The 22366-nt window shown below is 73.2% G+C and carries 23 protein-coding genes and 1 other RNA gene; 10 read left to right on the top strand and 14 right to left on the bottom strand.

All coding sequences use genetic code 11. The features are described from left to right. Positions 1-141: 141 nt before the first annotated feature. Genes ACFYOB_RS06405 through ACFYOB_RS06395 form a run of 3 tightly spaced genes read left to right on the top strand, consistent with a single transcriptional unit; the run spans position 142 to position 3079 of the window. Positions 142-1008, top strand: a complete 867-nt coding sequence (locus ACFYOB_RS06405; protein WP_388555251.1) for a Nif3-like dinuclear metal center hexameric protein — start codon at positions 142-144, stop codon at positions 1006-1008. Beyond that, complete coding sequence (locus ACFYOB_RS06400; RefSeq protein WP_388555608.1) at positions 1005-1748, top strand: zinc ribbon domain-containing protein; 744 nt, start codon at positions 1005-1007, stop codon at positions 1746-1748. Before ACFYOB_RS06405 ends, ACFYOB_RS06400 begins: the two co-directional genes overlap by 4 nt. Next, complete coding sequence (locus ACFYOB_RS06395; protein ID WP_388555249.1) at positions 1748-3079, top strand: bifunctional RNase H/acid phosphatase; 1332 nt, start codon at positions 1748-1750, stop codon at positions 3077-3079. Before ACFYOB_RS06400 ends, ACFYOB_RS06395 begins: the two co-directional genes overlap by 1 nt. A gap of 54 nt (positions 3080-3133) precedes the next feature. On the opposite strand, the gene ACFYOB_RS06390 is transcribed toward ACFYOB_RS06395, so the two are convergent. The 3 genes from ACFYOB_RS06390 to rnpB form a co-directional block, all read right to left on the bottom strand. Further along, positions 3134-3487 (bottom strand): hypothetical protein, encoded by a 354-nt coding sequence (locus ACFYOB_RS06390; RefSeq protein ID WP_388555247.1) that lies wholly within the window; start codon positions 3485-3487, stop codon positions 3134-3136. Positions 3488-3566: 79 nt separating this feature from the next. Next, positions 3567-3764: a hypothetical protein gene (locus tag ACFYOB_RS06385; protein ID WP_388555245.1), complete on the bottom strand. Its 198-nt coding sequence runs from the start codon at positions 3762-3764 to the stop codon at positions 3567-3569. A gap of 84 nt (positions 3765-3848) precedes the next feature. Beyond that, an RNA gene (rnpB, locus tag ACFYOB_RS06380) (RNase P RNA component class A) lies at positions 3849-4251 on the bottom strand. Positions 4252-4328: 77 nt separating this feature from the next. On the opposite strand from rnpB, the gene ACFYOB_RS06375 reads away from it, so the two are divergent. Both ACFYOB_RS06375 and ACFYOB_RS06370 read left to right on the top strand, forming a co-directional pair. Then, complete coding sequence (locus tag ACFYOB_RS06375; RefSeq protein WP_388555243.1) at positions 4329-5072, top strand: MerR family transcriptional regulator; 744 nt, start codon at positions 4329-4331, stop codon at positions 5070-5072. Continuing rightward, the gene (locus ACFYOB_RS06370) at positions 5069-5896 is read left to right on the top strand and encodes a hypothetical protein (protein ID WP_388555241.1); all 828 of its coding nucleotides are present in this window, start codon (positions 5069-5071) and stop codon (positions 5894-5896) included. Before ACFYOB_RS06375 ends, ACFYOB_RS06370 begins: the two co-directional genes overlap by 4 nt. 1 nt (position 5897) lies before the next feature. On the opposite strand, the gene ACFYOB_RS06365 is transcribed toward ACFYOB_RS06370, so the two are convergent. After that, a complete protein-coding gene (locus ACFYOB_RS06365) occupies positions 5898-7340 on the bottom strand; it encodes an RNB domain-containing ribonuclease (protein WP_388555239.1) in 1443 nt (480 codons plus the stop codon). 102 nt (positions 7341-7442) lie between these two features. Between ACFYOB_RS06365 and yaaA the strand changes: the two genes are divergently transcribed. Continuing rightward, positions 7443-8246 (top strand): peroxide stress protein YaaA, encoded by an 804-nt coding sequence (gene yaaA / locus ACFYOB_RS06360; RefSeq protein ID WP_388555237.1) that lies wholly within the window; start codon positions 7443-7445, stop codon positions 8244-8246. A gap of 117 nt (positions 8247-8363) precedes the next feature. On the opposite strand, the gene ACFYOB_RS06355 is transcribed toward yaaA, so the two are convergent. Together ACFYOB_RS06355 and ACFYOB_RS06350 are read right to left on the bottom strand one after the other, a co-directional pair. Continuing rightward, the gene (locus ACFYOB_RS06355; RefSeq protein ID WP_388555235.1) at positions 8364-9113 is read right to left on the bottom strand and encodes a bifunctional DNA primase/polymerase; all 750 of its coding nucleotides are present in this window, start codon (positions 9111-9113) and stop codon (positions 8364-8366) included. Positions 9114-9283: 170 nt separating this feature from the next. After that, on the bottom strand, positions 9284-9895 hold the full coding sequence (locus ACFYOB_RS06350) for a TetR/AcrR family transcriptional regulator (protein ID WP_388555232.1): 612 nt from the start codon (positions 9893-9895) through the stop codon (positions 9284-9286). Positions 9896-9965: 70 nt separating this feature from the next. Between ACFYOB_RS06350 and ddaH the strand changes: the two genes are divergently transcribed. Continuing rightward, positions 9966-10856, top strand: coding sequence for a dimethylargininase (ddaH, locus tag ACFYOB_RS06345; RefSeq protein ID WP_388555229.1), 891 nt, complete (start codon positions 9966-9968; stop codon positions 10854-10856). Between the two features lie 50 nt (positions 10857-10906). Here the strand turns inward: ddaH and ACFYOB_RS06340 are convergent, their stop codons facing one another. Both ACFYOB_RS06340 and ACFYOB_RS06335 read right to left on the bottom strand, forming a co-directional pair. After that, positions 10907-11917, bottom strand: coding sequence for a small ribosomal subunit Rsm22 family protein (locus ACFYOB_RS06340; RefSeq protein WP_388555226.1), 1011 nt, complete (start codon positions 11915-11917; stop codon positions 10907-10909). A gap of 70 nt (positions 11918-11987) precedes the next feature. Continuing rightward, complete coding sequence (locus ACFYOB_RS06335; protein WP_388555223.1) at positions 11988-13295, bottom strand: Bcr/CflA family multidrug efflux MFS transporter; 1308 nt, start codon at positions 13293-13295, stop codon at positions 11988-11990. A gap of 107 nt (positions 13296-13402) precedes the next feature. Here ACFYOB_RS06335 and ACFYOB_RS06330 point away from each other — a divergent pair, with 107 nt between their 5' ends. Genes ACFYOB_RS06330 through ACFYOB_RS06320 form a run of 3 tightly spaced genes read left to right on the top strand, consistent with a single transcriptional unit; the run spans position 13403 to position 15644 of the window. After that, entirely contained in the window at positions 13403-14173 is a 771-nt protein-coding gene (locus ACFYOB_RS06330) for an SDR family oxidoreductase (protein ID WP_388555221.1), read from the top strand. A gap of 44 nt (positions 14174-14217) precedes the next feature. Next, positions 14218-15081, top strand: coding sequence for a PhzF family phenazine biosynthesis protein (locus tag ACFYOB_RS06325; protein WP_388555218.1), 864 nt, complete (start codon positions 14218-14220; stop codon positions 15079-15081). Beyond that, a complete protein-coding gene (locus ACFYOB_RS06320) occupies positions 15081-15644 on the top strand; it encodes a GNAT family N-acetyltransferase (protein WP_388555215.1) in 564 nt (187 codons plus the stop codon). Before ACFYOB_RS06325 ends, ACFYOB_RS06320 begins: the two co-directional genes overlap by 1 nt. Positions 15645-15696: 52 nt before the next feature. Here ACFYOB_RS06320 and efeU read toward each other — a convergent pair whose 3' ends face one another. From efeU to ACFYOB_RS06290, 6 genes are all read right to left on the bottom strand, one after another. Continuing rightward, positions 15697-16554, bottom strand: a complete 858-nt coding sequence (gene efeU, locus ACFYOB_RS06315; protein ID WP_388555212.1) for an iron uptake transporter permease EfeU — start codon at positions 16552-16554, stop codon at positions 15697-15699. Positions 16555-16578: 24 nt separating this feature from the next. Then, on the bottom strand, positions 16579-17865 hold the full coding sequence (gene efeB, locus ACFYOB_RS06310) for an iron uptake transporter deferrochelatase/peroxidase subunit (protein WP_388555209.1): 1287 nt from the start codon (positions 17863-17865) through the stop codon (positions 16579-16581). A 31-nt stretch (positions 17866-17896) separates the two neighbouring features. Continuing rightward, complete coding sequence (efeO, locus tag ACFYOB_RS06305) at positions 17897-19051, bottom strand: iron uptake system protein EfeO (protein WP_388555207.1); 1155 nt, start codon at positions 19049-19051, stop codon at positions 17897-17899. A gap of 177 nt (positions 19052-19228) precedes the next feature. Continuing rightward, complete coding sequence (locus ACFYOB_RS06300; protein ID WP_388555205.1) at positions 19229-20119, bottom strand: heme ABC transporter ATP-binding protein; 891 nt, start codon at positions 20117-20119, stop codon at positions 19229-19231. Next, positions 20116-21213 carry a FecCD family ABC transporter permease gene (locus tag ACFYOB_RS06295; RefSeq protein WP_388555203.1) on the bottom strand — a complete coding sequence of 366 codons (1098 nt, stop codon included), beginning with the start codon at positions 21211-21213 and terminating at the stop codon, positions 20116-20118. Before ACFYOB_RS06295 ends, ACFYOB_RS06300 begins: the two co-directional genes overlap by 4 nt. A 1-nt stretch (position 21214) precedes the next feature. Beyond that, positions 21215-22234, bottom strand: coding sequence for a hemin ABC transporter substrate-binding protein (locus tag ACFYOB_RS06290; RefSeq protein ID WP_388555200.1), 1020 nt, complete (start codon positions 22232-22234; stop codon positions 21215-21217). Positions 22235-22366 lie beyond the last annotated feature (132 nt).

Genomic DNA, 22366 nt, shown 5'->3' with positions numbered 1-22366 from the left:
GGTGGCCGGGCGGCGATTCGTCTTTGGCGCAGGAGGCCGTTGTGCTGTGCGATCGGGGCGTTCACCCTTCCCGGCCGTCGTGGGGCCGGGAGCGGGGCCGGTCCTGGCGGGGCCGGTCGCACCGGACGGTAGCCTTGGCCCGTGCCCCGTCTCTCTGAAGTAATCGCCGCGCTGGACGCTCTCTGGCCCCCCTCGCGGGCCGAGCAGTGGGATGCCGTCGGCACCGTCTGCGGCGACCCCGAAGCCGAGGTCTCCCGGGTGCTGTTCGCCGTGGACCCCGTACAGGAGATCGCCGACGAGGCGGTGAAGCTGGGCGCCGACCTGATCGTCACCCACCACCCCCTCTATCTGCGCGGCACCACCACCGTCGAGGCCGGCACCTTCAAGGGCCGCGTCGTGCACACGCTGATCAAGAACGACATCGCGCTGCACGTCGCCCACACCAACGCCGACACCGCCGACCCCGGCGTCTCCGACGCCCTCGCCGGCGCCCTGGACCTGCGGATCACCGGCCCGCTGGTGCCCGACGCCACCGACCCGGCCGGCCGCCGCGGCCTGGGCCGGATCTGCGAACTGGACCACCCCGCGACCCTGCGCGAGTTCGCCGCCCGCGCCGCGGCCTCGCTGCCGGCGACCGCCCAGGGCATCCGGGTCGCCGGCGACCCGGACGCGCCGGTCCGCCGGGTCGCCGTCAGCGGCGGCTCCGGCGACAGCCTCTTCGACCAGGTCAGGGCGGCGGGCGTGGACGTCTTCCTCACCGCCGACCTGCGCCACCACCCGGTGTCCGAGGCCCGCGAGCAGAGCCCGCTCGCCCTCGTCGACGCCGCCCACTGGGCCACCGAGTGGCCCTGGTGCGAGCAGGCCGCCGCACAGCTCGACGCGATCTCCGAGCGCCATGGCTGGGGCCTGCGTACCCATGTCTCGCGCACGGTCACCGACCCGTGGACGGCGCACGCGCCGTCCGACGTTTCCTCACCTCCCTCTTCTATCTCAGGAGCCCCCAACTGAACGCCGAGCCCGCCGACCAGATCCGACTTCTCGACGTCCAGGCCCTGGACGTCCGGCTGTCTCAGCTCGCCCACAAGCGCAAGTCGCTGCCCGAACACGCCGAGGTCGACTCGCTGACCAAGGACCTCACCCAGCAGCGCGACCTGCTCGTCGCCGCCCAGACGCAGGCCAGCGACGCCGCGCGCGAGCAGACCAAGGCCGAGCAGGACGTGGACCAGGTGCGCCAGCGCGCGGCCCGCGACCAGCAGCGCCTGGACTCCGGCGTGGGCATCTCGGCCCGGGACCTGGCGAACCTGCAGAGCGAGGTCGTCTCCCTGGCCAAGCGGCAGGGCGACCTGGAGGACGTGGTCCTGGAGGTCATGGAGCGCCTGGAGGCCGCGCAGGAGCGGGTCACCGAGCTCACCGAGCGCGTCTCCGGCCTGGAGACCAAGCTGGCGGACGCCATCGCGCGCCGTGACGCGGCCACCGGCGAGCTCGACGCCGAGGCTGCCAAGATCGCCAAGGACCGCGAGGTCATCGTCGCCTCCATGCCGGCCGACCTGATGGCGCTGTACGAGAAGATCCGCGCCAAGCAGGGCGGGGTCGGCGCCGCGCGCCTGTACCAGCGCCGCTGCGAGGGCTGCCGCCTGGAGCTCGACATGGCCGAGGTCAACGAGATCAAGGCCGCGGCCCGCGACCAGGTCGTGCGCCACGAGAACTGCGGCCGCATCCTGGTCCGTACGGCCGACTCGGGCATCTGATGCAGCGGTCTGTCCGGTTCGTCGTGGAGGCGGACGGCGGCTCCCGGGGCAACCCGGGGCCCGCCGGCTACGGCGCGGTCGTCCTCGACCCGGTGACGGGCGAGACGCTGGCCGAGCGCGCGGAGTACATCGGCGTCGCGACGAACAACGTGGCGGAGTACAAGGGCCTGATCGCCGGGCTCAAGGCGGCGCGTGAACTGGCGTCGGACGCGCAGGTCCTGGTCCGGATGGACTCCAAGCTGGTCGTCGAGCAGATGTCCGGCCGCTGGAAGATCAAGCACCCGGACATGAAGCCGCTCGCGGCGGAAGCGGCGACGATCCTGCCCCGCTCCCAGGTCAAGTACGAATGGATCCCGCGCGAGAGGAACAAGCACGCGGACCGCCTCGCCAACGAGGCCATGGACGCGGGCAGGCGCGGCAAGCAGTGGGAGCCGTCGGCCTCCACCGCCGCCCTGGACCACGGCGCCGCGCACGCCCTGGCCACCGGCGGTGTTCCGGGGGACGCGGCGAAGGGCGCCGCGTCCGTGCGCGCCGCCCTCGCCGCCGGCTCCGGTACGAGGACCCGTGTGGCCGATGCCACGCCCGCGCGGGCCGGCTCCGCCGAAGCGGGCGGTACCGGCACGCTCTTCGCGCAGCCCGGGCCCGGCGCCGCCGGACAGGTCCTCTCGGCGGCCCCCGCCGCGGGCACGGGCTGGGGACCCGACATGGGCACCCCCGCCACCTTCGTGCTGCTGCGCCACGGCGAGACCGCCCTCACTCCGCAGAAGCGCTTCTCCGGGAGCGGGGGCTCCGACCCCGAGCTGTCACCGGCCGGGCGGCGCCAGGCCGCGGCCGTGGCCGAGGCGCTCGCCGCGCGCGGCACCGTGCAGACGGTCATCAGCTCCCCGCTGCGCCGCTGCCGCGAGACCGCGCAGGCCGTCGCCGACCGCCTCGGCCTCGACGTGACCGTCGAAGAGGGCCTGCGCGAGGTGGACTTCGGGGCCTGGGAGGGGCTGACCTTCGCCGAGGTGCGCGAGCGGTTCCCCGACGACCTCCAGGCGTGGCTGGACTCCCCGAAGGCGGCCCCCACGGGCGGCGGCGAGAGCTTCATGGCCGCCACCCGCCGGATCTCGGCGACCCGCGACCGGCTGCTCGCCGCGCACGCGGGCCGTACGGTGCTGCTGGTCACCCACGTGACCCCGGTCAAGATCATGGTCCGCCTCGCCCTGGGCGCCCCGCCGGAATCCCTGTTCCGCATGGAACTCTCGGCGGCCTCCCTGTCGGCGGTGGCCTACTACGCCGACGGCAACGCCTCGGTCCGGCTGCTGAACGACACGTCCCACCTGCGGTAGGCCCTGCTGACGGTGCGCCCCCGCCGACGGCATCCCGTCGGCGGGGGCGGACCATCACTGCTTCTGCGCGGGCTTGGGGTGGCCGAGAGTCTCCAATGCCCGGTCGAGGGCGCGGACCATGTTCCGAGCGTCGGCCTGGGCGGACTGGACGGCGCCGCGTGCCTGCCGCGGGCTCGGGCGGGGCCGTCCTGTCTCCTGTGCGGCCCAGTCGGCTTCGTCGCGCTTTCCGATGTGGACCGCCAGCTGGCGCAGGGTGTCTTCGAGATGGCGGGCGAGCTCGCGCAGGCCCCCGGTCACGGCGGTGAGCTCGGCGGGGCTCGCATAGGCGCTGTGGGGATCGGTGGTCGCTGCGGCGAGGTCGCGGATGTGCCCGGCGGCCGCGGCCGCGCTGGCAGGGTGGTCGCTCATGAAGCCGAGAGTGCCGCATCGGCCGTACCGCCGATAGGTGTCGGCACCGACCGCCGGAAATCCGCCGGCCACCACCTAGCTAGTCGCTGTCGCCGCTGCTGCCGCCGTTGCTCTTGTTCCGGCGGCCGCTCTTCTGCACGCTGCGCACCACCGAGGCGATGCCCAGCGTCACGCTCGCCACGATGCGGACCCAGCGGGGTCCGCCGCGTTCCGCCCACACCACGCACGCGGCCCCGCCGACGGCGGCGGCCAGGAGCAACAGGAGTATGACGCCCATCTCGTCCACCTCATCGTCTCTGCCGGGGGCCGATCCTACGTAAACGCCCCGGACCGGAGAAGCCCGGTTCGGGGCGGGGATGGGCAGACGAGCCGGCCTGTACGCCGGGTTCTGTCACCCGGTGACCTCGCGGTCGCCGGGGAGACGGCCATCCATCTAGGACCGGCGTTGCCGCCGGCCTCGTGCGGTCTACCCGCGAACTCGGGCGAGCAGCCCTCAAGCGTCCGCGCAGACCCGTCCGGAGACGGATCCTCTTGACCTTGCTCCGGGTGGGGTTTACCTAGCCGCCTGAGTCACCTCAGGCGCTGGTGGTCTCTTACACCACCGTTTCACCCTTACCGGGGACCGAAATCCCCGGCGGTCTGTTTTCTGTGGCACTGTCCCGCGGGTCACCCCGGGTGGGCGTTACCCACCACCCTGCCCTGTGGAGCCCGGACGTTCCTCGGCGGGATCCTTCGGATCCCGACGCGGCCGCCCGGCCGACTCGTCTGCCGTGGCGACCATGCTACTAGCTGCGCCGTCGCCGCTTGACCTTGACGCAGCGGCAGGGTTTCTACTGGGGCCATGCGGATCGGAGAGATCGCCGCCCTCGTCGGGGTCACCACCCGGGCGATCCGGCACTACCACCATGTCGGGCTGCTCCCGGAGCCGGAGCGGCGTTCCAACGGGTACCGGGCCTACAGCGTCCGTGACGCAGTCCTGCTGGCCCGCGTACGCCGGCTGACCGAGCTCGGGCTGAGCCTGGAAGAGGTGCGGGACGTCCTCGCGGACGACGCCGGACGCGAACTGGCCGACGTACTCGAAGAGCTCGACGCCGACCTGGCCCGCCAGGAGGCCGAGATCGGCGAGCGCAGGCGGCGGCTGGCGGCGCTGCTGGCCGCTGGGCCCGGGGAGGGCGAGCCGCTCTCGCCCGCGCTCGCCGCGCTGCTGGCGAAGGCGCCCCCGACGGACTCGCCGGCCGCGGCCATGGACCGCGAGCACCTGACGCTCCTCGACGCCTCGGGCGCCGGCGGCGAGGAGCTCTACGCGGCGCTCGGGCCGCTGGCCGCCGATCCCGCGGTCCTGGCCCTCTACGAGCGCCTCGACGATCTCGCGGACGCCGCCACGGACGACCCGCGGATCCCGGTCCTGGCCGCGGAACTGGTCGCGGCGGTCCCCGATGAGGTGTTCGCCGCGATCCCCGCCGAGGGGACGGTCGTGGCCGGGTTCGCCGGGTTCAAGGAGGCGCTGCTCGCCGAGTACACGCCGGCGCAGGCGGAAGTCGTACTCCGGGTCATGGAGGCGTTCATGGAGAGGGGCCGGGGATGAGCGTGGTACGGGTGGCACGGGCAGCGGCGGTCGCCGTCATACCGGGGGAGCTGGTGCTGGTGGTCTGCCTGGCCGCCGGGGTGCGACTCCCCGGCCGGGCACTCGTGGCGGCCGAGGCGCTGGTGCTCGCCGTGACCGTGCTGGAGGCCTGGGTGCTGCGCTCGCTGTACGCCGCCGCACGTGCGGACGGCGCCGGGCCCCGCGCCGCCTGGTGGGCGGCCGTGCACGCCGTGGTCCCCGTCCAGGTGCGGCGGCTGGTGCGGCACGAGCTGCGGGCCACCGCCGCGCTCGGCCGGTGGGTCCTGCGCAGGAAGCACGGGGTCCGGGCCGGGGATCACACGGCCGCGTACACGGGACCGCAGACGGCCATGATGTACGGGATGGTCTTCGTGTCGGTGATCGAGACGGTCTGCCTGGCCCTGCTGATTCCCTGGCCCGCCGTCCACCGGGTGGTCCTCGTCCTCGACCTGTACGGGATCCTCATCGTGCTGGCCCTGCACGCCGCCTGCGTCACCCGGCCGCACGTGGTCCGCCCCGACGGTTCCCTGCTGATCCGCTACGGGACCCTGTTCGACCTGACCGTCCCGGCGGACGCGGTGGCCTCGGTGCGGGTCGACCGGCGCTACCCCGAGGGGCGGCTGGTCAGGCTGTCCGAGGACGGGGTGCTCGACCTGATCGTGGGCAGCCAGACCACGGTGACCGTGGAGCTGACCCGCCCGCTCCCCCTCACCCGCCCGCTCGGCGCCCGGGGGCAGGCGCGGACCGTCCGCTTCCACGCGGACGACCCGCGCGCGCTGGTCACCGCGCTGCGGCGGCCCGCGTAGTTCAGGCCGGGGCGAACAGGACCTTCGCCGTGCCCGGGTCCGCCTCCGCCAGGAGCACCCGCAGGTGCTCGCCCAGCGGCAGCTCCCGCGAGGCGGACACGATGCGGCCGACCACCGCCGGGTCGGTCAGATGGACCGTTCCCATCTTCGGCTCCCGGTCGTCGACGTCGATCACCGTCGCCTCGAAGACCTCCCCGACACGGTCCTTGAGCAGCGCGGCCTCGACCAGGTCCACGCACTCCCGCTCGGCCGTGTTGGCGAGCCGACTGCCGTCCGCCATCTCCTTCGGGAGCGCGTCCAGCGCCGCCACCGCCCACCGCGGGGGCTCGGCACCGGCCACCGCCGCCAGGCACAGCTCGCCCGAGTACCGGTCGACCAGGCGGCGCAGCGGCGCCGTGCAGTGGGCGTACGGGGCCGCGACCGCCGCGTGGAGCGCCGGGTCCGGGGTCTCGCCGCCGGTGAAGGCGGTGTATCCGGCGCCGCGCAGCAGGGCCGTGCACTCCTGGAGGAAGGCCGCGTGGTCGGGGCGGTGCGGATCGAGCGAGCGCACGAGTTCGGCGTACGGGACGTGGTGCGGCCAGTCGATCCGCAAGGCCTTCGCCGCCCGCCGGAGCCTGCCGACGGCGCCGTCGGGAGCGGTGGGCAGGGTGCGCAGGATCCCGGTCCCGGCGGCGAGCATCAGGTCGGCGGCGGCGATGCCGGTCATGAGGGAGATCTGGGCGTTCCAGCCGTCCGCGGGCAGCGGGGCACGGTAGGCCAGGGTGTACGAGTCCCCGTGGCCGACGATCTCCTGCTCGGGCACGTTCAGCGAGATGCCGCCGCGCTCCACTTCGAGGGCCTCGCGGAGCAGGCCGATGTCCTTCAGGAGGGTGAGGGGCTCCTCCGCCGTGCCGGTGTCGATGGCCTTCTGGACGCCGTCGTAGTCGAGCCTGGCGCGGCTGCGTACGAGGGCGCGACGGACATCGGTGGTCTCCACCCGGCCCTCGGCGTCGAGGTCGAGGCGCCACAGCAGCGCCGGGCGGGGCTGGTCGGGCAGCAGGCTGGCCGCGCCCTCCGAGAGCACGGCCGGATGCAGCGGGACCTTCCCGTCGGGGAAGTAGAGGGTGTTGACGCGGCGGTGGGCCTCGGCGTCCAGCGGGCCGCCCGGGGTGACGAAGGCGGCGACGTCGGCGATGGCGTAGTGGACGCGGAAGCCGCCGGTGGGCCGTTTCGCCAGGTGCATGGCCTGGTCGAGGTCGACCGAGGACGGGGGGTCGATCGTGAAGAAGGGAATGTCGGTGGCGTCGGCCTCGGGCAGGCGGGGTTCCCGGGCCGCCCGCCCGGCTTCGGCGAGCACCTCGGCGGGGAACTCCTCCGGTACGTCCAGCTTCGTCCGCAGTTCACGCAGCGCGGCCCGCAGGGCAGCCCCGTCTGCGCCGGTCATGTGCATATGACGGCGTGGCATGGATCGAGCGTATGGGCGGTGGGCCCGGACGGCATGGCGAGCCGTCTACCCTGGCTGCGGGGCCGCATCCCCTGCGCCGCGTCGTACTGAAGGAGAACCACCGTGCTCGTGCTGCTGCCGCCGTCCGAAGGAAAGGCCGCTGGCGGCTCCGGCGCACCGCTGAAGCCGGAGACGCTGTCGCTGCCGGGTCTGGCCCCGGCCCGGGCGGAAGTCCTGGACGAGCTGGTCGAGCTGTGCGCCGCCGACGAACTGAAGGCGCGCGAGGTGCTGGGCCTGAGCGAGGGACTGCGGGGCGAGGTCGCGAAGAACGTGGAGCTGCGCTCGGCGGCGGCCCGGCCGGCCGGGGAGATCTACACCGGTGTGCTCTACGACGCCCTGGGGCTGGCCGACCTGACCCCGGCCGCGCGCAAGCTCGCCGAGGACGCGCTGCTCGTCTTCTCAGGGTTGTGGGGCGCGGTGCGGATCACGGACCGGATTCCCTCGTACCGCTGCTCGATGGGGGTGAAGCTGCCGGGGCGTGGCGCGCTCGGCGCGTACTGGCGGGGGCCGATGGCGGACGTGCTGCCGGCTGTTGCCGGGGACGGGCTGGTGCTGGACCTGCGGTCGGCGGCGTACGCGGCGGCGTGGAAGCCGAAGGGCGAGACGGCGGGGCGGACGGCGACCGTGCGGGTGCTGCATTCGCAGGTGGTGGACGGGGTGGAGAAGCGGTCGGTGGTGAGCCACTTCAACAAGGCGACGAAGGGTCGCCTGGTCCGGGACCTGCTGCTGGCCGGTGCGGTCCCGGCGACGCCCGCCGAGCTGGTCACGGCCCTGCGGGACCTGGGCTACGCGGTCGAGGCCGAGGCCCCTGCGAAGGCGGGCAAGGCCTGGTCCCTCGACGTGGTCGTCACCCAGATCCACCACTGACCCGCTCAGCTCAGCCAAAATCCACCCCCGCCGGCGTTTGAGGCGGGGGTCTGGGGCGGAGCCCCAGGGAGCCCGGGGCTCCGCCCGGGGACGCCGCCCCCGCAGCGGCGCCACCCCCTAGCGGCCCAAGGGCCAGGCGACCGCCGCCGGGGTCTGGGGCGAGGTCCCCGCGTACGTGGCGCAGGCGTCCGTCAGGGTCTCCAGGAGGGTGAGGGGGTCCGGGAGGGGGTGTTCCATGCCGCGGATCCAGGTGACCGCCTGGTCACCGGGGAGGGCGGCCGGGGGGACCAGGACATAGCTGCCGCGGCAGTGCCAGCGCAGGCCCGGGTGTTCGTCCATGGTCTCGGGGTGGCAGTCCAGTTCGCACGGCCACCACTCGTCCTCGTCCTCCGGCGTGCCGCGGGTGGCGGTGAAGAAGAGCATCCGGGCCTGGTCGCCCGTGCCTCCCGACTCGGCGACCGGGCCGACCTCGATGCCCGCCTCCAGCAGGCGGGCGAGTGCGCCGGTGCCGGCCTCCAGCGGGACGTCGAGCACGTCGTGGACCATGCCGGTCGCGGTGATGAAGTTGGCCTGGGGCTGGTTGCGCGCCCACCGCTCGACCTGTGCGCGGTCGGTGGTCGACTGGGTCTGCCAGGCGAAGGAGAGAGGGTGCCGTGCGGGCGTCGGACAGCCGATCCGGTCGCACGAACACCGGTAACCGGCGGGATGGGCGGCGGGGGCGAGCGGCAGACCGGCCGCCGCTACGGCCAGGAGCAGCGCCTCGCGCTCTCGTTCCGGGTCTTCGGCGATGGGTTTCGGCCGCCGGCGCAGCCACTGGGAAATCCTGCTCTGCTCGCCGCGTTTGACGCGGCCGGACTCAGACCCCATCTATCCCCTCACCTCACCGTATCCCCGGCGGACCTTCACATGGTCCCACCATCCTGAGCCCCGGGTGACCGGTCTTGGTGACCGGGGGGTTGGGGATGGGTAACCGACGCCCCCTACATACCCATAGAATTCGGTCATATGTTCTCGATCGGCCGCGGGTTGCCGGGCCGTTAACGGGCGGTGACGTTGGCCACCCCACCCATCACCCGGTCCACCAGGGCGTCGGTGTAGGCGTGCGTCAGCGGCGCCGTCCGCAGCAGCCACCGGTACGTCAGCGGACCGAGCAGCATCTCCACCGTCAGCCGCACATCCGTGTCCGGCGCGAGCTGCCCGGCCTCCCGGGCCGTGCGCAACCGCGCCTCGTACAGGGCGAGCTGCGGCTCCAGCAGCCGCTCGGTGAAGCGGGCGCCGAGCTCCGGGTCGGTCGCCCCGGCCGCCGTCAGGGCGCGCGCGGGGGCCTCGTACTTCTCGTCGAGCAGCTCGTCCACCGTCGCCCGCAGGACGTGCTTCAGGTCGGCCGCGAGGTCACCGGTGTCCGGGAAGCCGGTCCACTCGGCCGCCGCCTCCGCGTCCCCGGCGAGCGCCAGCGAGGCGTCCAGCAGTACGGCAGCCTTCGACGGCCACCAGCGGTAGATGGTCTGCTTGCCGACCCCCGCGCGGGCCGCGATGGCCTCGATGGTCAGCTTGTTGTAGCCGACCTCCCCGACCAGGGCGAGTGCCGCGTCGAGGATGGCCCGCCGGGAGCGGTCGCTGCGGCGGCTGGCGTCAGGGGTCTTGGTCATGTCCTGAAACTATCAACCGAGACGTCTCGTCTTCCTCTTGCCCGGTAAACCACCCAATCAGTTCACTGCGGTGTCGCGCTTCAGGAGAGACGATTCTCTCCACACTCGTCGTGAGACGCGTAAGTCGAGTGCAAGTCGTGAGGAGCCTTCTTTGCGCAGAGACGCCACACCCCGGCGCTACCTGATGTGCCCACCCGCACACTTCAAGGTCACGTACTCCATCAATCCGTGGATGGACCCCACGAAACCGGTGGACCTGCCCCTCGCACACGCCCAATGGGAAGACCTGAGGGACCGCTACCGCGCCCTCGGCCACACCGTCGAGACCCTCGTACCGGACCCCGCGCTGCCCGACATGGTCTTCGCGGCGAACGGTGCCCTGGTCGTCGACGGCCGGGTGCTCGGTGCCCGCTTCGCCTATCCGGAACGGGCCGCCGAGGCCGAGATCCACCTGGACTGGTTCCGCAGCCACGGCTACCAGGACATCCACGAGCCGTCCCACGTCAACGAGGGCGAGGGCGACTTCGCCGTCACCGCCACCTACATCCTGGCCGGCCGGGGCTTCCGCTCCAGCCCGCTCTCGCACGACGAGGCCCAGGAGTTCTTCGGCCGTCCCGTCATCGGCCTCGACCTGGTGGACCCGCGCTACTACCACCTGGACACCGCCTTGTCCGTCCTCGACGGGGACGAGGTCATGTACTACCCGGACGCGTTCTCGCCGGGCAGCCGGGCCGTGCTCAAACGCCTCTTCCCCGACGCGCTGCTCGCCGACGGCCACGACGCGGCCGCCCTGGGCCTCAACGCGGTCTCGGACGGCCGGCACGTACTGCTCCCACAGGCGGCGACCGGCCTGCTGGCGCCCCTTCGGGACCGGGGGTTCGAGCCGGTCCCGATGGACCTGGGGGAGCTGCTCAAGGGCGGCGGCAGCGTGAAGTGCTGCACCCAGGAGCTGCGCCCCTGACGCGGCCCTGACGCGGCTCCGACTCGGCCTGACCCGGCCCTGAACCCGGCCTAACGCTCCTGCGACGGCGGCCAGTCCTGGCCCCAGTCGGCGTCCCGCGCCGCCTTGTAGAGGTCGCCGTGGCGCTTGGTCACGTTGACCCGGGTCAGGCCCGCCGAGTCACCGCTCTCCGGGCCGCACAGCTCCAGCAGGACGAGCCCCTTCCGGATCTGCGGCTTCCGCGTGATCCGGAAGGCGGCGGGCTCGGCCGGGAAGCGGGTAGCGGCGACGTAGCTGAACTTCTCGTCCTCGTACGGGAGGGATCCGCCCTTGACCCGCCGGTGCAGCGAGGACCGGCTCACCCGCGCCGAGAAGTGGCACCAGTCCTGGCCGACCTCGATCGGGCAGGTCCCGTCGTGCGGGCAGGGCGCGGCGACCCGCAGCCCCGCCGCGATCAGCTGGTCGCGGGCCTCGCGGATACGCAGGTACCCCTCCGGTGTGCCCGGCTCGATCAGCACGACGGCCTGGCCGGCCTGGGCCGCCTCGGCGACGACGGCCGTCCGCGCCTGCGGGGTCAGCTCGCCCAGCACGTACGAGACGGTCACCAGGTCGGCGTCGGGCAGGGCCAGCCCGGAGCCGATGACGGCCCGCCGCCACGCCGCCCCGCGCAGGACCTCCGAGCCACGGGCCGCCAGCTCCTTGCCGAGGGCCAGCGCCGGCTCCGCCCAGTCCAGCACCGTGGTTTCGCGAGGGCCGTCCCAGGTGGCGTCGACCGCCCAGGTCGCCGCGCCGGTTCCGCCGCCCACGTCCACGTGGGAGCCCGGCGCCCAGCCGGGCGCCGCCTCCGCGAGCCCGTCCAGGGCGGCCCGGACGGCCTCGAAGGTGGCGGGCATCCGGTACGCCGCGTACGCCGCCACGTCGGAGCGGTCGCGCAGTACGGGCGCGTCGGTCGGGGTCTGCCCCCGGTAGCTGGCGATGAGCCGCTCTACGGCGGCCGAGGCCTGCTTGGGCGGGAGCCCGTCGAGCAGCCCGCCGAGCGCGCTGCGGAGGGTCTCGGCGGTGGTGGGGGCGGAGGCGTTCACCCGCCGAGTTTACGGCTCCGGGCGGCGTGGCCCCGTCCGGGGACGGCCCGGACCGGCCCGGCCGACAGCCCTAGGCGGCGGACGCCAGCGCGTCGCGGTTCTGCCAGGGCCGGCACAGGCCCAGGAAGCAGCCCACCGACAGCAGCGCGCACACCAGCTGGACCAGCGCCATCGGCACCGCCGTGTCCTCGCCCGCGATCCCGACCAGCGGCGAGGCGACCGCACCGACCAGGAACGACGACGTGCCGAGGAGCGCGGAGGCCGTTCCCGCCGCGTGCGGGGTCCGCATCAGCGCCTGCGCGTTGGTGTTCGGCAGCACCACGCCCATCGCCGACATCAGCACGAACAGCGCGGCGGCGATCGGGGCCAGCCCCACCTCGCCGAAGACCCCGGTCGACATCAGCAGCAGTGCCACCGCCGCCGACGTGATGATCCCGAGCCCGACGGACAGGGTCTTGTCCATGCTGACCCGGCCGACGAGCAGCTTGCCGTTGACCTGGCCGACGGCGATCAGGCCGACGGAGTTGAGGCCGAAGAGCAGGGCGAAGGCCTGGGGCGAAGCCCCGTAGATCTCCTGCACCACGAAGGGTGAGGCGGAGATGTACGAGAAGAGCACCGCGAAGGCGAAGCCGCCGGTCAGGGTGTAGCCCGTGAAGACGCGGTCGCCGAGCAGCCCGCGCATGGTCCGCAGCGCGGCACCGACGCCGCCCGTCTGCCGCCGCTCGGGCGGCAGGGTCTCGCCGAGACTGCGCCAGACCGTCAGCGTGAGCACGAGGCCGACGCCGGTGAGGACGACGAAGACCCCGCGCCAGTCGGCGAAGCGGAGCACCTGGCCGCCGATGAGCGGGGCGATGATCGGGGCGGACCCGGATATGAGCATCAGGGTGGAGAAGAAGCGGGCCATCTCGACCCCGTCGTACAGGTCGCGTACGACGGCACGGGCGATGACGATCGCGGCCGCGCCGGCCAGGCCCTGGAGCAGGCGGAAGCCGATCAGCAGCTCGGTGGTCGGCGCGAGGGCGCATATCGCCGTGGCCAGGACGTAGACGGTCATGCCGATGAGGAGGGGCCTGCGGCGGCCCCACTTGTCGCTCATCGGGCCGATGACGAGCTGGCCCAGCGCCATGCCTGCGAGGCAGGCGGTGAGGGTGAGCTGGACGGTCGCGGCCGGGCTGTGCAGGACGCTGGTGACCTGCGGCAGGGCCGGGAGGTACATGTCCATGGACAGCGGGGGCAGGGCGGTGAGCCCGCCGAGTACGAAGGTGACGAGCAGCCCGGTGCGGCGCGCGGCCGTCAGGGGTGCGGCGGCGGTGGAGGCGGAGGGCGATTCGGGTGACGGCTCGGGTGTGGGGGCCGTCGCGGGGGCTCTCTCCGACATGCGGGACTCCAGTCCTCTTATCTGTTCGTGCACCCCTGACCGACCCATGTTCTCAGCTATCGGAACGTCCGGGGCCCGCAGCCCCGTGTGACGTAGCCTGCGGGCCCATGAGCGAAAGTGCCGAGAAGATCGCCGTGGTGACCGGGGCCGGCTCCGGGATCGGCCGTTCCGTGGCCCTGACCCTGGCCGCGGCAGGCTGGGCCGTGGCGTTGGCGGGCCGCCGGACCGGGCCCCTGGAGGAGACGGCCGCCGCCGCGGCGCAGTCCGCCGCAGACGCAGACGTCCTGTGCGTCCGGACGGACGTCAGCGATCCGGACGAGGTCAATGCTCTGTTCGAGGCCGTACGCGACCGGTACGGGCGCCTCGACCTGCTCTTCAACAACGCGGGCACCTTCGGCCCGGGCGGCGTCCCGCTGGAGGACATCACCTACGAGGCCTGGCGCTCGGTGGTGGACGTCAACCTGACCGGCTCCTTCCTGTGCGCGCAGGCCGCCTTCCGGCAGATGAAGCGGCAGGACCCGCAGGGCGGGCGCATCATCAACAACGGCTCCATCTCGGCGCACGTGCCGCGCCCGAACTCCGTCGCCTACACCGCGACCAAGCACGCGATGACAGGCCTGACCAAGTCCCTGTCGCTGGACGGGCGCCCGTACAAGATCGCCTGCGGCCAGATCGACATCGGCAACGCGGCGACCGAGATGACCGAGCGGATGCAGAGCGGCATCCTCCAGGCCAACGGGCAGCTGGCCGTCGAACCGGTGATGGACGCCGCGGACGTGGCCCGCACCGTGCTGCACATGGCGGAGCTCCCGCTGGAGGCGAACGTGCAGTTCGCGACGGTGATGGCGACGGCCATGCCGTACATCGGGCGCGGCTGAACAACCCATTGCCAGGCCGTGGCGGCGACAACGATCATGACCGCATGACCGACACCGAAGTACTGAGCTACACCGCCTTCTCCCGGGACCCGGAAGGCGGCAACCCCGCCGGGGTCGTGCTCGACGCCTCCGGGCTGGACGACGCCGCGATGCTGGAGATCGCCGCCGGGCTGGGCTACAGCGAGACGGCCTTCCTGACGGCCCCGCCCGAGGGGCTCGGCGGCGAGCCCGGGCGGGCGTTCACCGTGCGGTACTTCAGCCCCAAGGCGGAGGTGGCCTTCTGCGGGCACGCGACCGTGGCCACCGCCGTGGCGCTGGCGGAGCGGATCGGCCCCGGGGAGCTGGTCCTCGCGACGCGGGCGGGGACCGTCCCGGTCTCCGTCACCGCCGAGGACGGGCTGCTGCGGGCCACGCTGACCAGCGTGGAGCCGCACGTCGAGGACATCGCCCCGGCCGACCTCGCCGAGGCGCTGGCCGCGCTGGACTGGCCGGAGGCGGACCTGGACCCGGCGTTCCCGCCCCGGATCGCCTACGCCGGGAACCGGCACCTGGTGCTCGGCGCCGCCACCCGGGCCCGGCTCGCGGACCTCGCGTACGACTTCGCCCGCCTGGAGGCCCTGATGCGGCGCCTCGACCTCACCACCGTGCAGCTGGTGCACCGGGCCGGACCGGCGGAGTTCCACGTACGGGACCCCTTCCCGGTCGGCGGAGTCGTCGAGGACCCCGCGACCGGGGCCGCCGCGGCCGCCTTCGGCGCGTACGCGCGCGAGCTCGGGCTGGTCCCCGAGGACGCGGTGCTCACCCTCCACCAGGGCGCGGACATGGGCCGGCCGGGGGTGCTCACGGTGGAGCTGCGCGCCGGGGACCCGCGGGTCCGCGTCGGCGGTACGGGCGTGCGGATCCCCTGATGAGGGTGCTGGCGTACGAGGCCGCCGAGCTCCCGGCGGAGCTCGGCGGCCAGGTCGCGGCCCTGGAGGCGGCGGCCTGGCGGGGTGCGTCACCCGGGCACGATCCGGCCCTGGCGCCGCGCGCCTTGCTGCTCGTCGGCGATGACGGCACGGTGGCCGCCTCGCTGGCGCTGCTGTACAAGGAGATCGAGGTCGCGGGGCGCACGTACCGCGCGGCCGGGCTGAGCGCGGTCGTGACGCGGGCCGAGCTGCGCGGCCGCGGGCTCGGCGGCCGGCTGGTCGCGGCGGCCCGCGCCGCTCTGGCGGCGGACCCGGCCGTGGACCTGGCGCTCTTCAGCTGCGACCAGCCGCTGACGGCGTTCTACGAGGCGGCCGGCTTCACGCGGCTGCCCGGCACGGTCCTGGTCGGCGGCACTCCTGCGGAGCCGCTGGCCACCGACGAGCCGGGCTTCGACAAGGAGGTGCTGGCGGCCTTCTTCACGGACACCCCGGACCGGGACCGGGCCGCCTTCACCGGCGTCCGCGTCCCGCTGCACCCCGGAAACACCGACAGGCTGTGGTGACCGGCGCGCGAGCCCGTCACCACAGCCTGTCGGCCGGTCATCCGTCAGCCGGTCAGCCCGCCTCCGCGGCCTCCGGGGCCTTCGCGGGCTGCGCCTTCGGGGCCGCCGGGCGGCCACGGTCGAAGAAGAACAGAGCCAGCACGGGCACCAGGTACAGCGCCCACACCGTGAGCTGGACGACGGTGGGGTCCGGCTGGAAGTTGAAGACGCCCTTGAGGAGCGTCCCGTACCAGCTGTCCGGCGGGATGGTGGCGCTGATGTCGAACGCCTTGTCGCTCAGGCCGCCGAGGAAGCGGGCCTCCTGGAGGTCGTGGACCCCGTACGCGAGCACGCCCGCGGCCACGATCACCAGCATGGCGCCGGTCCACTTGAAGAACTTCGCCAGGTTGATCTTGAGGGCGCCCCGGTAGAACAGGTAGCCCAGCACGATCGCCGTCGCGATGCCCAGCAGCACACCGATCAGCGGCGCCGAGGAGCCCTCGCCGCTGGCCCGTACCGACGCCCACACGAAGAGCGCGGTCTCCAGGCCCTCACGGCCGACGGCCAGGAAGGCGGTGGCGACCAGCGCGCCGGTGCCCATGGCGAGCGCCGTGTCGAGCTTGCCGTGCAGCTCGGCCTTCAGATGCCGCGCGGTGCGCTTCATCCAGAAGACCATCCACGTCACCAGGCCCACCGAGATGATGGAGAGGGTGCCGCCGAGCAGCTCCTGCGCCTCGAAGGTCAGCTCCTGGGTGCCGAATTCGAGCATCGCGCCGAAGGTGAGCGAGAGCGCGCAGGCGATCCCGATGCCGAGCCACACGGGACGCAGGGCGTCCCGGCGCTCGGTCTTCACCAGGTACGCCACGAGGATGCAGACGACCAGGCTGGCCTCCAGCCCCTCGCGCAGGCCGATCAGATAGTTGCCGAACACGGCGGTTCCTTCTCTCCGACTGGCTTACGCGAACAGCGTCCGGCCCCACCAGTCGTCCTTGTCACGGACGCCCGGCGGGACGGCGAAGATCGCCGAACCCACGTGCTGGATGTATTCGTTGAGGACGTCGGACTTCGCCAGCTGGCGCTGGATCGGGATGAAGCCCTTGCGGACGTCGCGCTGGTAGGCGAGGAAGAACAGGCCCGCGTCGAGGCGGCCCAGACCGTCCGAGCCGTCCGTGAAGGAGTAGCCGCGGCGCAGGATCGTCGCACCGTTGTTGCTGTCCGGGTGCGCGAGGCGGACGTGCGCCTCCGGCTTCATCGCCTTCAGGAACGGCTCGTCGCGCTCCTTGGACTTGCCGACCGGGGCGCCCTCGCCCTTGTCACGGCCGAAGATGTCCTCCTGCTCCTGCAGGGGCGTGCGGTCCCAGATCTCGATGTTCATCCGGATCCGGCGGGCTACCAGGTACGAGCCGCCGGTCAGCCACTCGCTGCCGTCGCCCGCGCCGACCCACACGTGCTTCTCCAGGGCCGCCTTGTCGGTGCCCGAGATGTTCCGGGTGCCGTCCTTGAAGCCCATCATGTTGCGCGGGGTCTGCTCTTCGGGCGTGGTCGACGAGGTCTTGCCGAAGCCCAGCTGCGACCAGCGCACCACGGTCTTGCCGAAGCCGATGCGGGCCAGCTGGCGGATCGCGTGCACGGCGACCTGCGGGTCGTCGGCGCAGGCCTGGACGCAGAGGTCTCCGCCGGAGCGAGCCGCGTCCAGGTTGTCGCCCGGGAACAGCTCCAGGTCGACCAGCGCGTCGGGGCGCTTGCCCTCCAGTCCGAACCGGTTCTTGGCGAACAGGCCCGGCCCGAAACCGATGGTCAGGGTCAGGCGGGAGGCCTTCAGGCCGAGCGCCTCGCCGGTGTCGTCCGGCGGAGCCTCGGGGAGGCCGCCGAAACCGCCCTCGCCGACCGGCAGGCCGGCCGTCATGCGGCGGGCCGCCTCGGTCCACTCCTTGAGGAGCTTGATCAGCTCCTCGCGGTCCTTCGTCTTCACGTCGAAGGCCGCGAAGTGCAGACGGTCCTGCACGGCGCTGGCGATACCGGCCTGGTGCTCGCCGTGGAAGGGCACGGCCGTTCCGGCGGCGGACGCCGAGACCAGGTCCGGCCCGCTGCCGAAGGCAGCCACCGCACCGCCGGCCGCGGCCGCGCCGAGCGCGAGCCCGGCACCGCCCCAGCCCAGTACGGCGCGTCGCGAGGGCGAGGCCGCCGACTCGCCGGCGTCCTGCTGTTCCGGCTGCTGCGCCGCCGATTCCGACTCTGACATCGTGTTCTCCCGCCTCCTTCGTCCCTGACCGTTACTTCGTGACCGCTGCGGCGAGCTTGGAGAGCGGCTCACCGAGGGCGCTGACGCCGTCCGAGAGCTCCTTGCGCTCCGCCTCGGCGACCTTGTCGTACGAGGTGAAGTCGTAGGAGGCCTTGTCGGCGCGGTACTTGTCCAGCAGCGTGTTCATCGCGGCGAACTGGGTGTCCAGCTGCTTGACGAGCTCCGGGTCGTTCTTCGCGGCGATCGCCTTCAGGACCTCGTACGCCTTCTCCGCGCCCTCGACGTTGGCCTTGAAGTCGACCAGGTCGGTGTGGGAGTAGCGCTCCTCCTCGCCCGTGACCTTGCCGCTGGCGACCTCGTCGAGGAGCTCCTTGGCGCCGTTGGCGATCGAGGAGGGGGTGATCTCCGCCTGGCCGACCTTCTTCTGCCAGTCGGTCAGGTCCGCGATCAGGGTGTCGGCGAGCTTCTTGTCACCGTCGTCGATCTTGTTGTCGGCCCACAGGGACTTCTCCAGGCGGTGCCAGCCCGTCCAGTCCTTCGCGGGGTCCTGGCCGGCCTCCAGGCCGTCCTCGCGGACGTCGACCTTCGGGTCGATGTCACCGAAGGACTCGGCGACGGGCTCGGTGCGCTCCCAGCCGATGCGGGAGGGCGCGTACGCCTTCTTCGCGGCCTCGACGTCGCCGGCCTTGACCGCGTCCGCGAAGGCCTGCGCCTTGGGGAGGGTCTCCTCGGCCTGCGCGACCACGTAGGCGCGGTAGGCGGCGACCGCGGCGTCGGCCTCGGGGCTGCGCTTCTCCGCGGCGGCGCCCTTGCCGGTGGCCTTGACCTTCTGGCTGATGCCGTCGCCCTTCATGCCGGGCTTGCAGACGATCTCGTACTCGCCCGCCTTGATCTCGGCGGTGATGGAGGCCTTGGTGCCGGGGCCGATGTTCTCGCGCTCGGTCACGATGCGGGCGTCCGGGAAGAGGACGTAGACCTCGGTGACCTTGGAGCCCTTGTTCTCGACGTCGATCTGGACCTTGCCCGCCGGGAACTCCGTCTTCGACACCTCACAGGCGCTGTCGGAGGCGGCCACCTTGATCGCGCCGTTGCCGCCCGCGTCGCTCTTCTGGGAGCAGCCGGTGACGGCGGTCAGGGCCGCCGCCACGGAGGCGGCGGCGATGACGGTGAGGCGGGCGGGGCGCATAGGGGGCTCCTGGGCGTCGGACGTGTGGGCCGTCCCAAGGGGGAGAGGCCGGTGAGGCGGACCTAACTTAACCGAGGCTTACCTGACCCATACCCACTCGTGCAGTGATTCAGCTCTCACCTTCCGGTGGCGGACACGGGGCCGTCACGGACGGTTCACGACATCCCCAAGGCCGGGTCAAGCGGAAGTCAAGTCGGGGCGACCGTTCCGTACTGCCGAACGCTGGGCCACCTCACGTACGGGCACCACCAGAGGGGTCCCGGTGCGCGGATGCGGAAGGACCTCCACCGGCTGCCGGTAGACGCGGCCGAGCAGTCCGTCCTCGAACACCCCGGCCGGCGGTCCGTCCGCGGCGACCCGCCCGTCGTGCAGGACGGCGGCCCGGTCCGCGTAGGCGGCGGCCAGCCCCAGGTCGTGCAGGACGACGACCACCGCGTCCCCGGCGGCGGCCCGCTCCCGGCAGATCCGCAGCACGAGTTCCTGGTGGCGCAGGTCGAGGGCGGCGGTCGGCTCGTCGAGCAGCAACAGCGGGGCCCGCTGGGCCAGTACGCGGGCCAGTGCGACCCGGGCCCGCTCGCCGCCGGAGAGCGCGGAGAACGGGCGCGCCGCGAAGCCGGTGACCTCGGTGGCGGCCATGGCGGTGGCCACCGCCTCCTCGTCCGCGTCGGCGAGGGGGGTGCCGGCCCAGGGCGCGCGGCCCATCCGTACGACGTCCTCCACGGGAAACGGGAAGGACAGTTCGGCCGACTGCGGGAGTACCGAGCGGCGCAGCGCCAGCTCGGGGGCGCTCCAGCCGCCCACCGCTCGGCCGTCGATCCGTACCTCTCCCGAGGCGGCGGGGAGGTCGGCGGCGAGGGCTGCCAACAGGGTGGACTTGCCCGCCCCGTTCGGGCCAACCAGGGCCAGTACCTCCCCGGCCCGGGCGGTCAGGTCGATGCCGGCCAGGACCTCGCGCCGCCCGAGCCGGACCCGCAGTCCCACCGCTTCGGCGAAGGCCGCGCCGGGTGCGGGCCGGGCCGGGACGGTCCGCCTGTTCCGGGACAGCAGCCCGGTCAGTCCGCCGGTCATGCCCAGCCTCCTTGCCTGCGGCGGGTGCGGCGCAGCAGCCAGAAGAAGAACGGGCTGCCGAGCAGCGCGGTCAGTACGCCGAGCGGCAGTTCGGCGGGCTGGGCGACGGTACGGGCGGCCAGATCGCCCGCGACCAATACGACGGCCCCGGCGAGGGCGCTGCCGGGCACCAGGAAGCGGTGGCCGGGGCCGCCCGCCATGCGCAGCAGGTGCGGGACGAGCAGTCCGACGAAGGTGATGACGCCGGCCACGGCGACCGCGGCGGCGGTGAGCAGGGCGACGACCAGGATGACGGCCAGGCGCAGCCGCTCGACGTCGATCCCGAGGTGGCGGGCGGGGCGTTCGCCGAGTGCGAGCAGGTCGAGCCGGCGGGAGTGGAAGGGGGCGATCAGCAGGCCCGCGGCGGCGCAGGGGAGTACGGCGAGCACCTTGGGCCAGGTGGCCTGCGCGAGGGAGCCGAGCTGCCAGAAGGTGATCTGGTTGACCTGGCCGCTGTCCGCGAAGAAGACGAACAGGCCGATGAGGGCGCCGGCGAAGGCGTTGACGGCGATGCCGGTGAGGATGAGGGTGACGACCTCGGTCCGGCCGCCGTTGCGGGAGAGGAAGTAGACGGAGCCGACGGTGATCAGGCCCGCGGCGAACGCGCAGACCGTGATCGTCCAGTTGCCGAGGAAGCTGAGCCCGAGCCCGATGGCGGCGACCGCGCCGACCGCCGCGCCGGCCGAGATCCCGATGACACCGGGTTCGGCGAGCGGGTTGCCGAACACGCCCTGCATGAGCGCGCCCGCGCAGCCGAGGCTGCCGCCGACGAGCAGCGCGAGCACGACGCGGGGCAGTCGTACGTTCCACAGCACGCTCTCCCCGACCCGGTCGAGCGGCGCCCCGCCGAGGCCCGCGCGGTGCTGGACGGAGGCGAGCACGTCCCCGAGCGGGATCCGGTAGGCGCCGACTCCCGCGGAGATCAGGGCGAGGAGGACGAGGCAGGCGACCAGCGCGGCGGTGAGCGCGAACGCCTTGCGGCGGCGCGGCCGTTCGGCTGCGGCGGGATCGGCCGTCGTCCCACCGCCGGTGGTGGCGGCGGTGACTGTCGGCATCTCAGGCGCCCTTGCCGTAGAGCTGGGCGACCAGGGAGGCGAGCACCTGGTCCGTGCGCGGGCCGTAGCCCAGCAGGACGCCGTCGTCGATCGTGACCACCCGGCGGTCCATGCCGGCCGGGGTCTGGGCGACGCCCGGGATCTTCACCAGGCCGTCGACGCCGCCGACCGATTCCAGGCCCTTGGACATCACCAGGATCGCGTCGGGGGCGGCGCCCGCCAGGGCCTCACTGGTGATCGGGGTGAAGTCCTTGCCGAGCCCGGACTCCTTGCCGGTGTCGACCGCGCCCGCCGCCTCCAGCAGCGAGGCGGCCCCGGAGCCGGAACCGCCCAGCAGGTAGACGGAGGCGGCGCCGCGCAGGTAGAGGAAGGCCACCCGGGGCCTTTTCCCGGAGCCGGCCGGAACGTCCTTGCGGGCGGCGGCGATCCGGTCGGCGGTGCGCCGGTTCAGCCGCGCCCCGGCCTCCTCGACGCCGAGCGCGGCGGCCACCGCCCCGATCCGCTTCGGCACGTCGTCCAGGGACTTGGCCGGGGCCACCACCAGCACCGGGATGCCCGCGTCACGGATCTGCTGAACCGCCTCGGCGGGACCGCTGGTGGTCTCCGCCAGCACCAGCGTCGGCCGCAGCGAGAGCACACTCTCGGCGGAGACGTCGTGGCCACGGGTCACCACCGGCAGGTGCGCGGCCTGTTCGAATGTGGCGGTGATGTCCCGGGCCACGACCTGCCCGCCGAGGCCGAGCGTGTGGACGATCTCGTTGAGGCTGCCGGTCAGCGGGACGATCCGGTCCGCCGAGGTGACGCTCACCCGGGTGCCGTCCGCCGAGGGCACGGTCACCGGCAGCGCGGGCAGCGGCGCCGGGGCGAGCGGCTCCACCCGGTCCGCGGCGGCGGCGGTCCGGGCGGACGGGCCCGGGGTGGTGGCCGTACCTCCGCAGCCCGTCAGCGCGAGTGCCAGGGCCAGTGCCGCCACGGCGGGAGCGAGACGGGGAAAGCGGTGTGACGCGGCGGGCGTAGGCACGAAGGCACCGTCCTGATCGTCCGACTGGGGTTTCGGAGAGGTTCCGGCGAGGTTCCGCCAGACCGGGGGGTTCCTCACCCACCCGGCAATAGCTTAGGTTAGCCTAACCTTAGTTCGCCAGCCCTGGAGGGG

This window comes from Streptomyces sp. NPDC006463 (assembly GCF_042870715.1).
Lineage (GTDB): Bacteria > Actinomycetota > Actinomycetes > Streptomycetales > Streptomycetaceae > Streptomyces.
The sequence above is the reverse complement of the archived record's forward strand: the minus strand, read 5'-3'. Positions and strand labels throughout refer to the sequence as shown.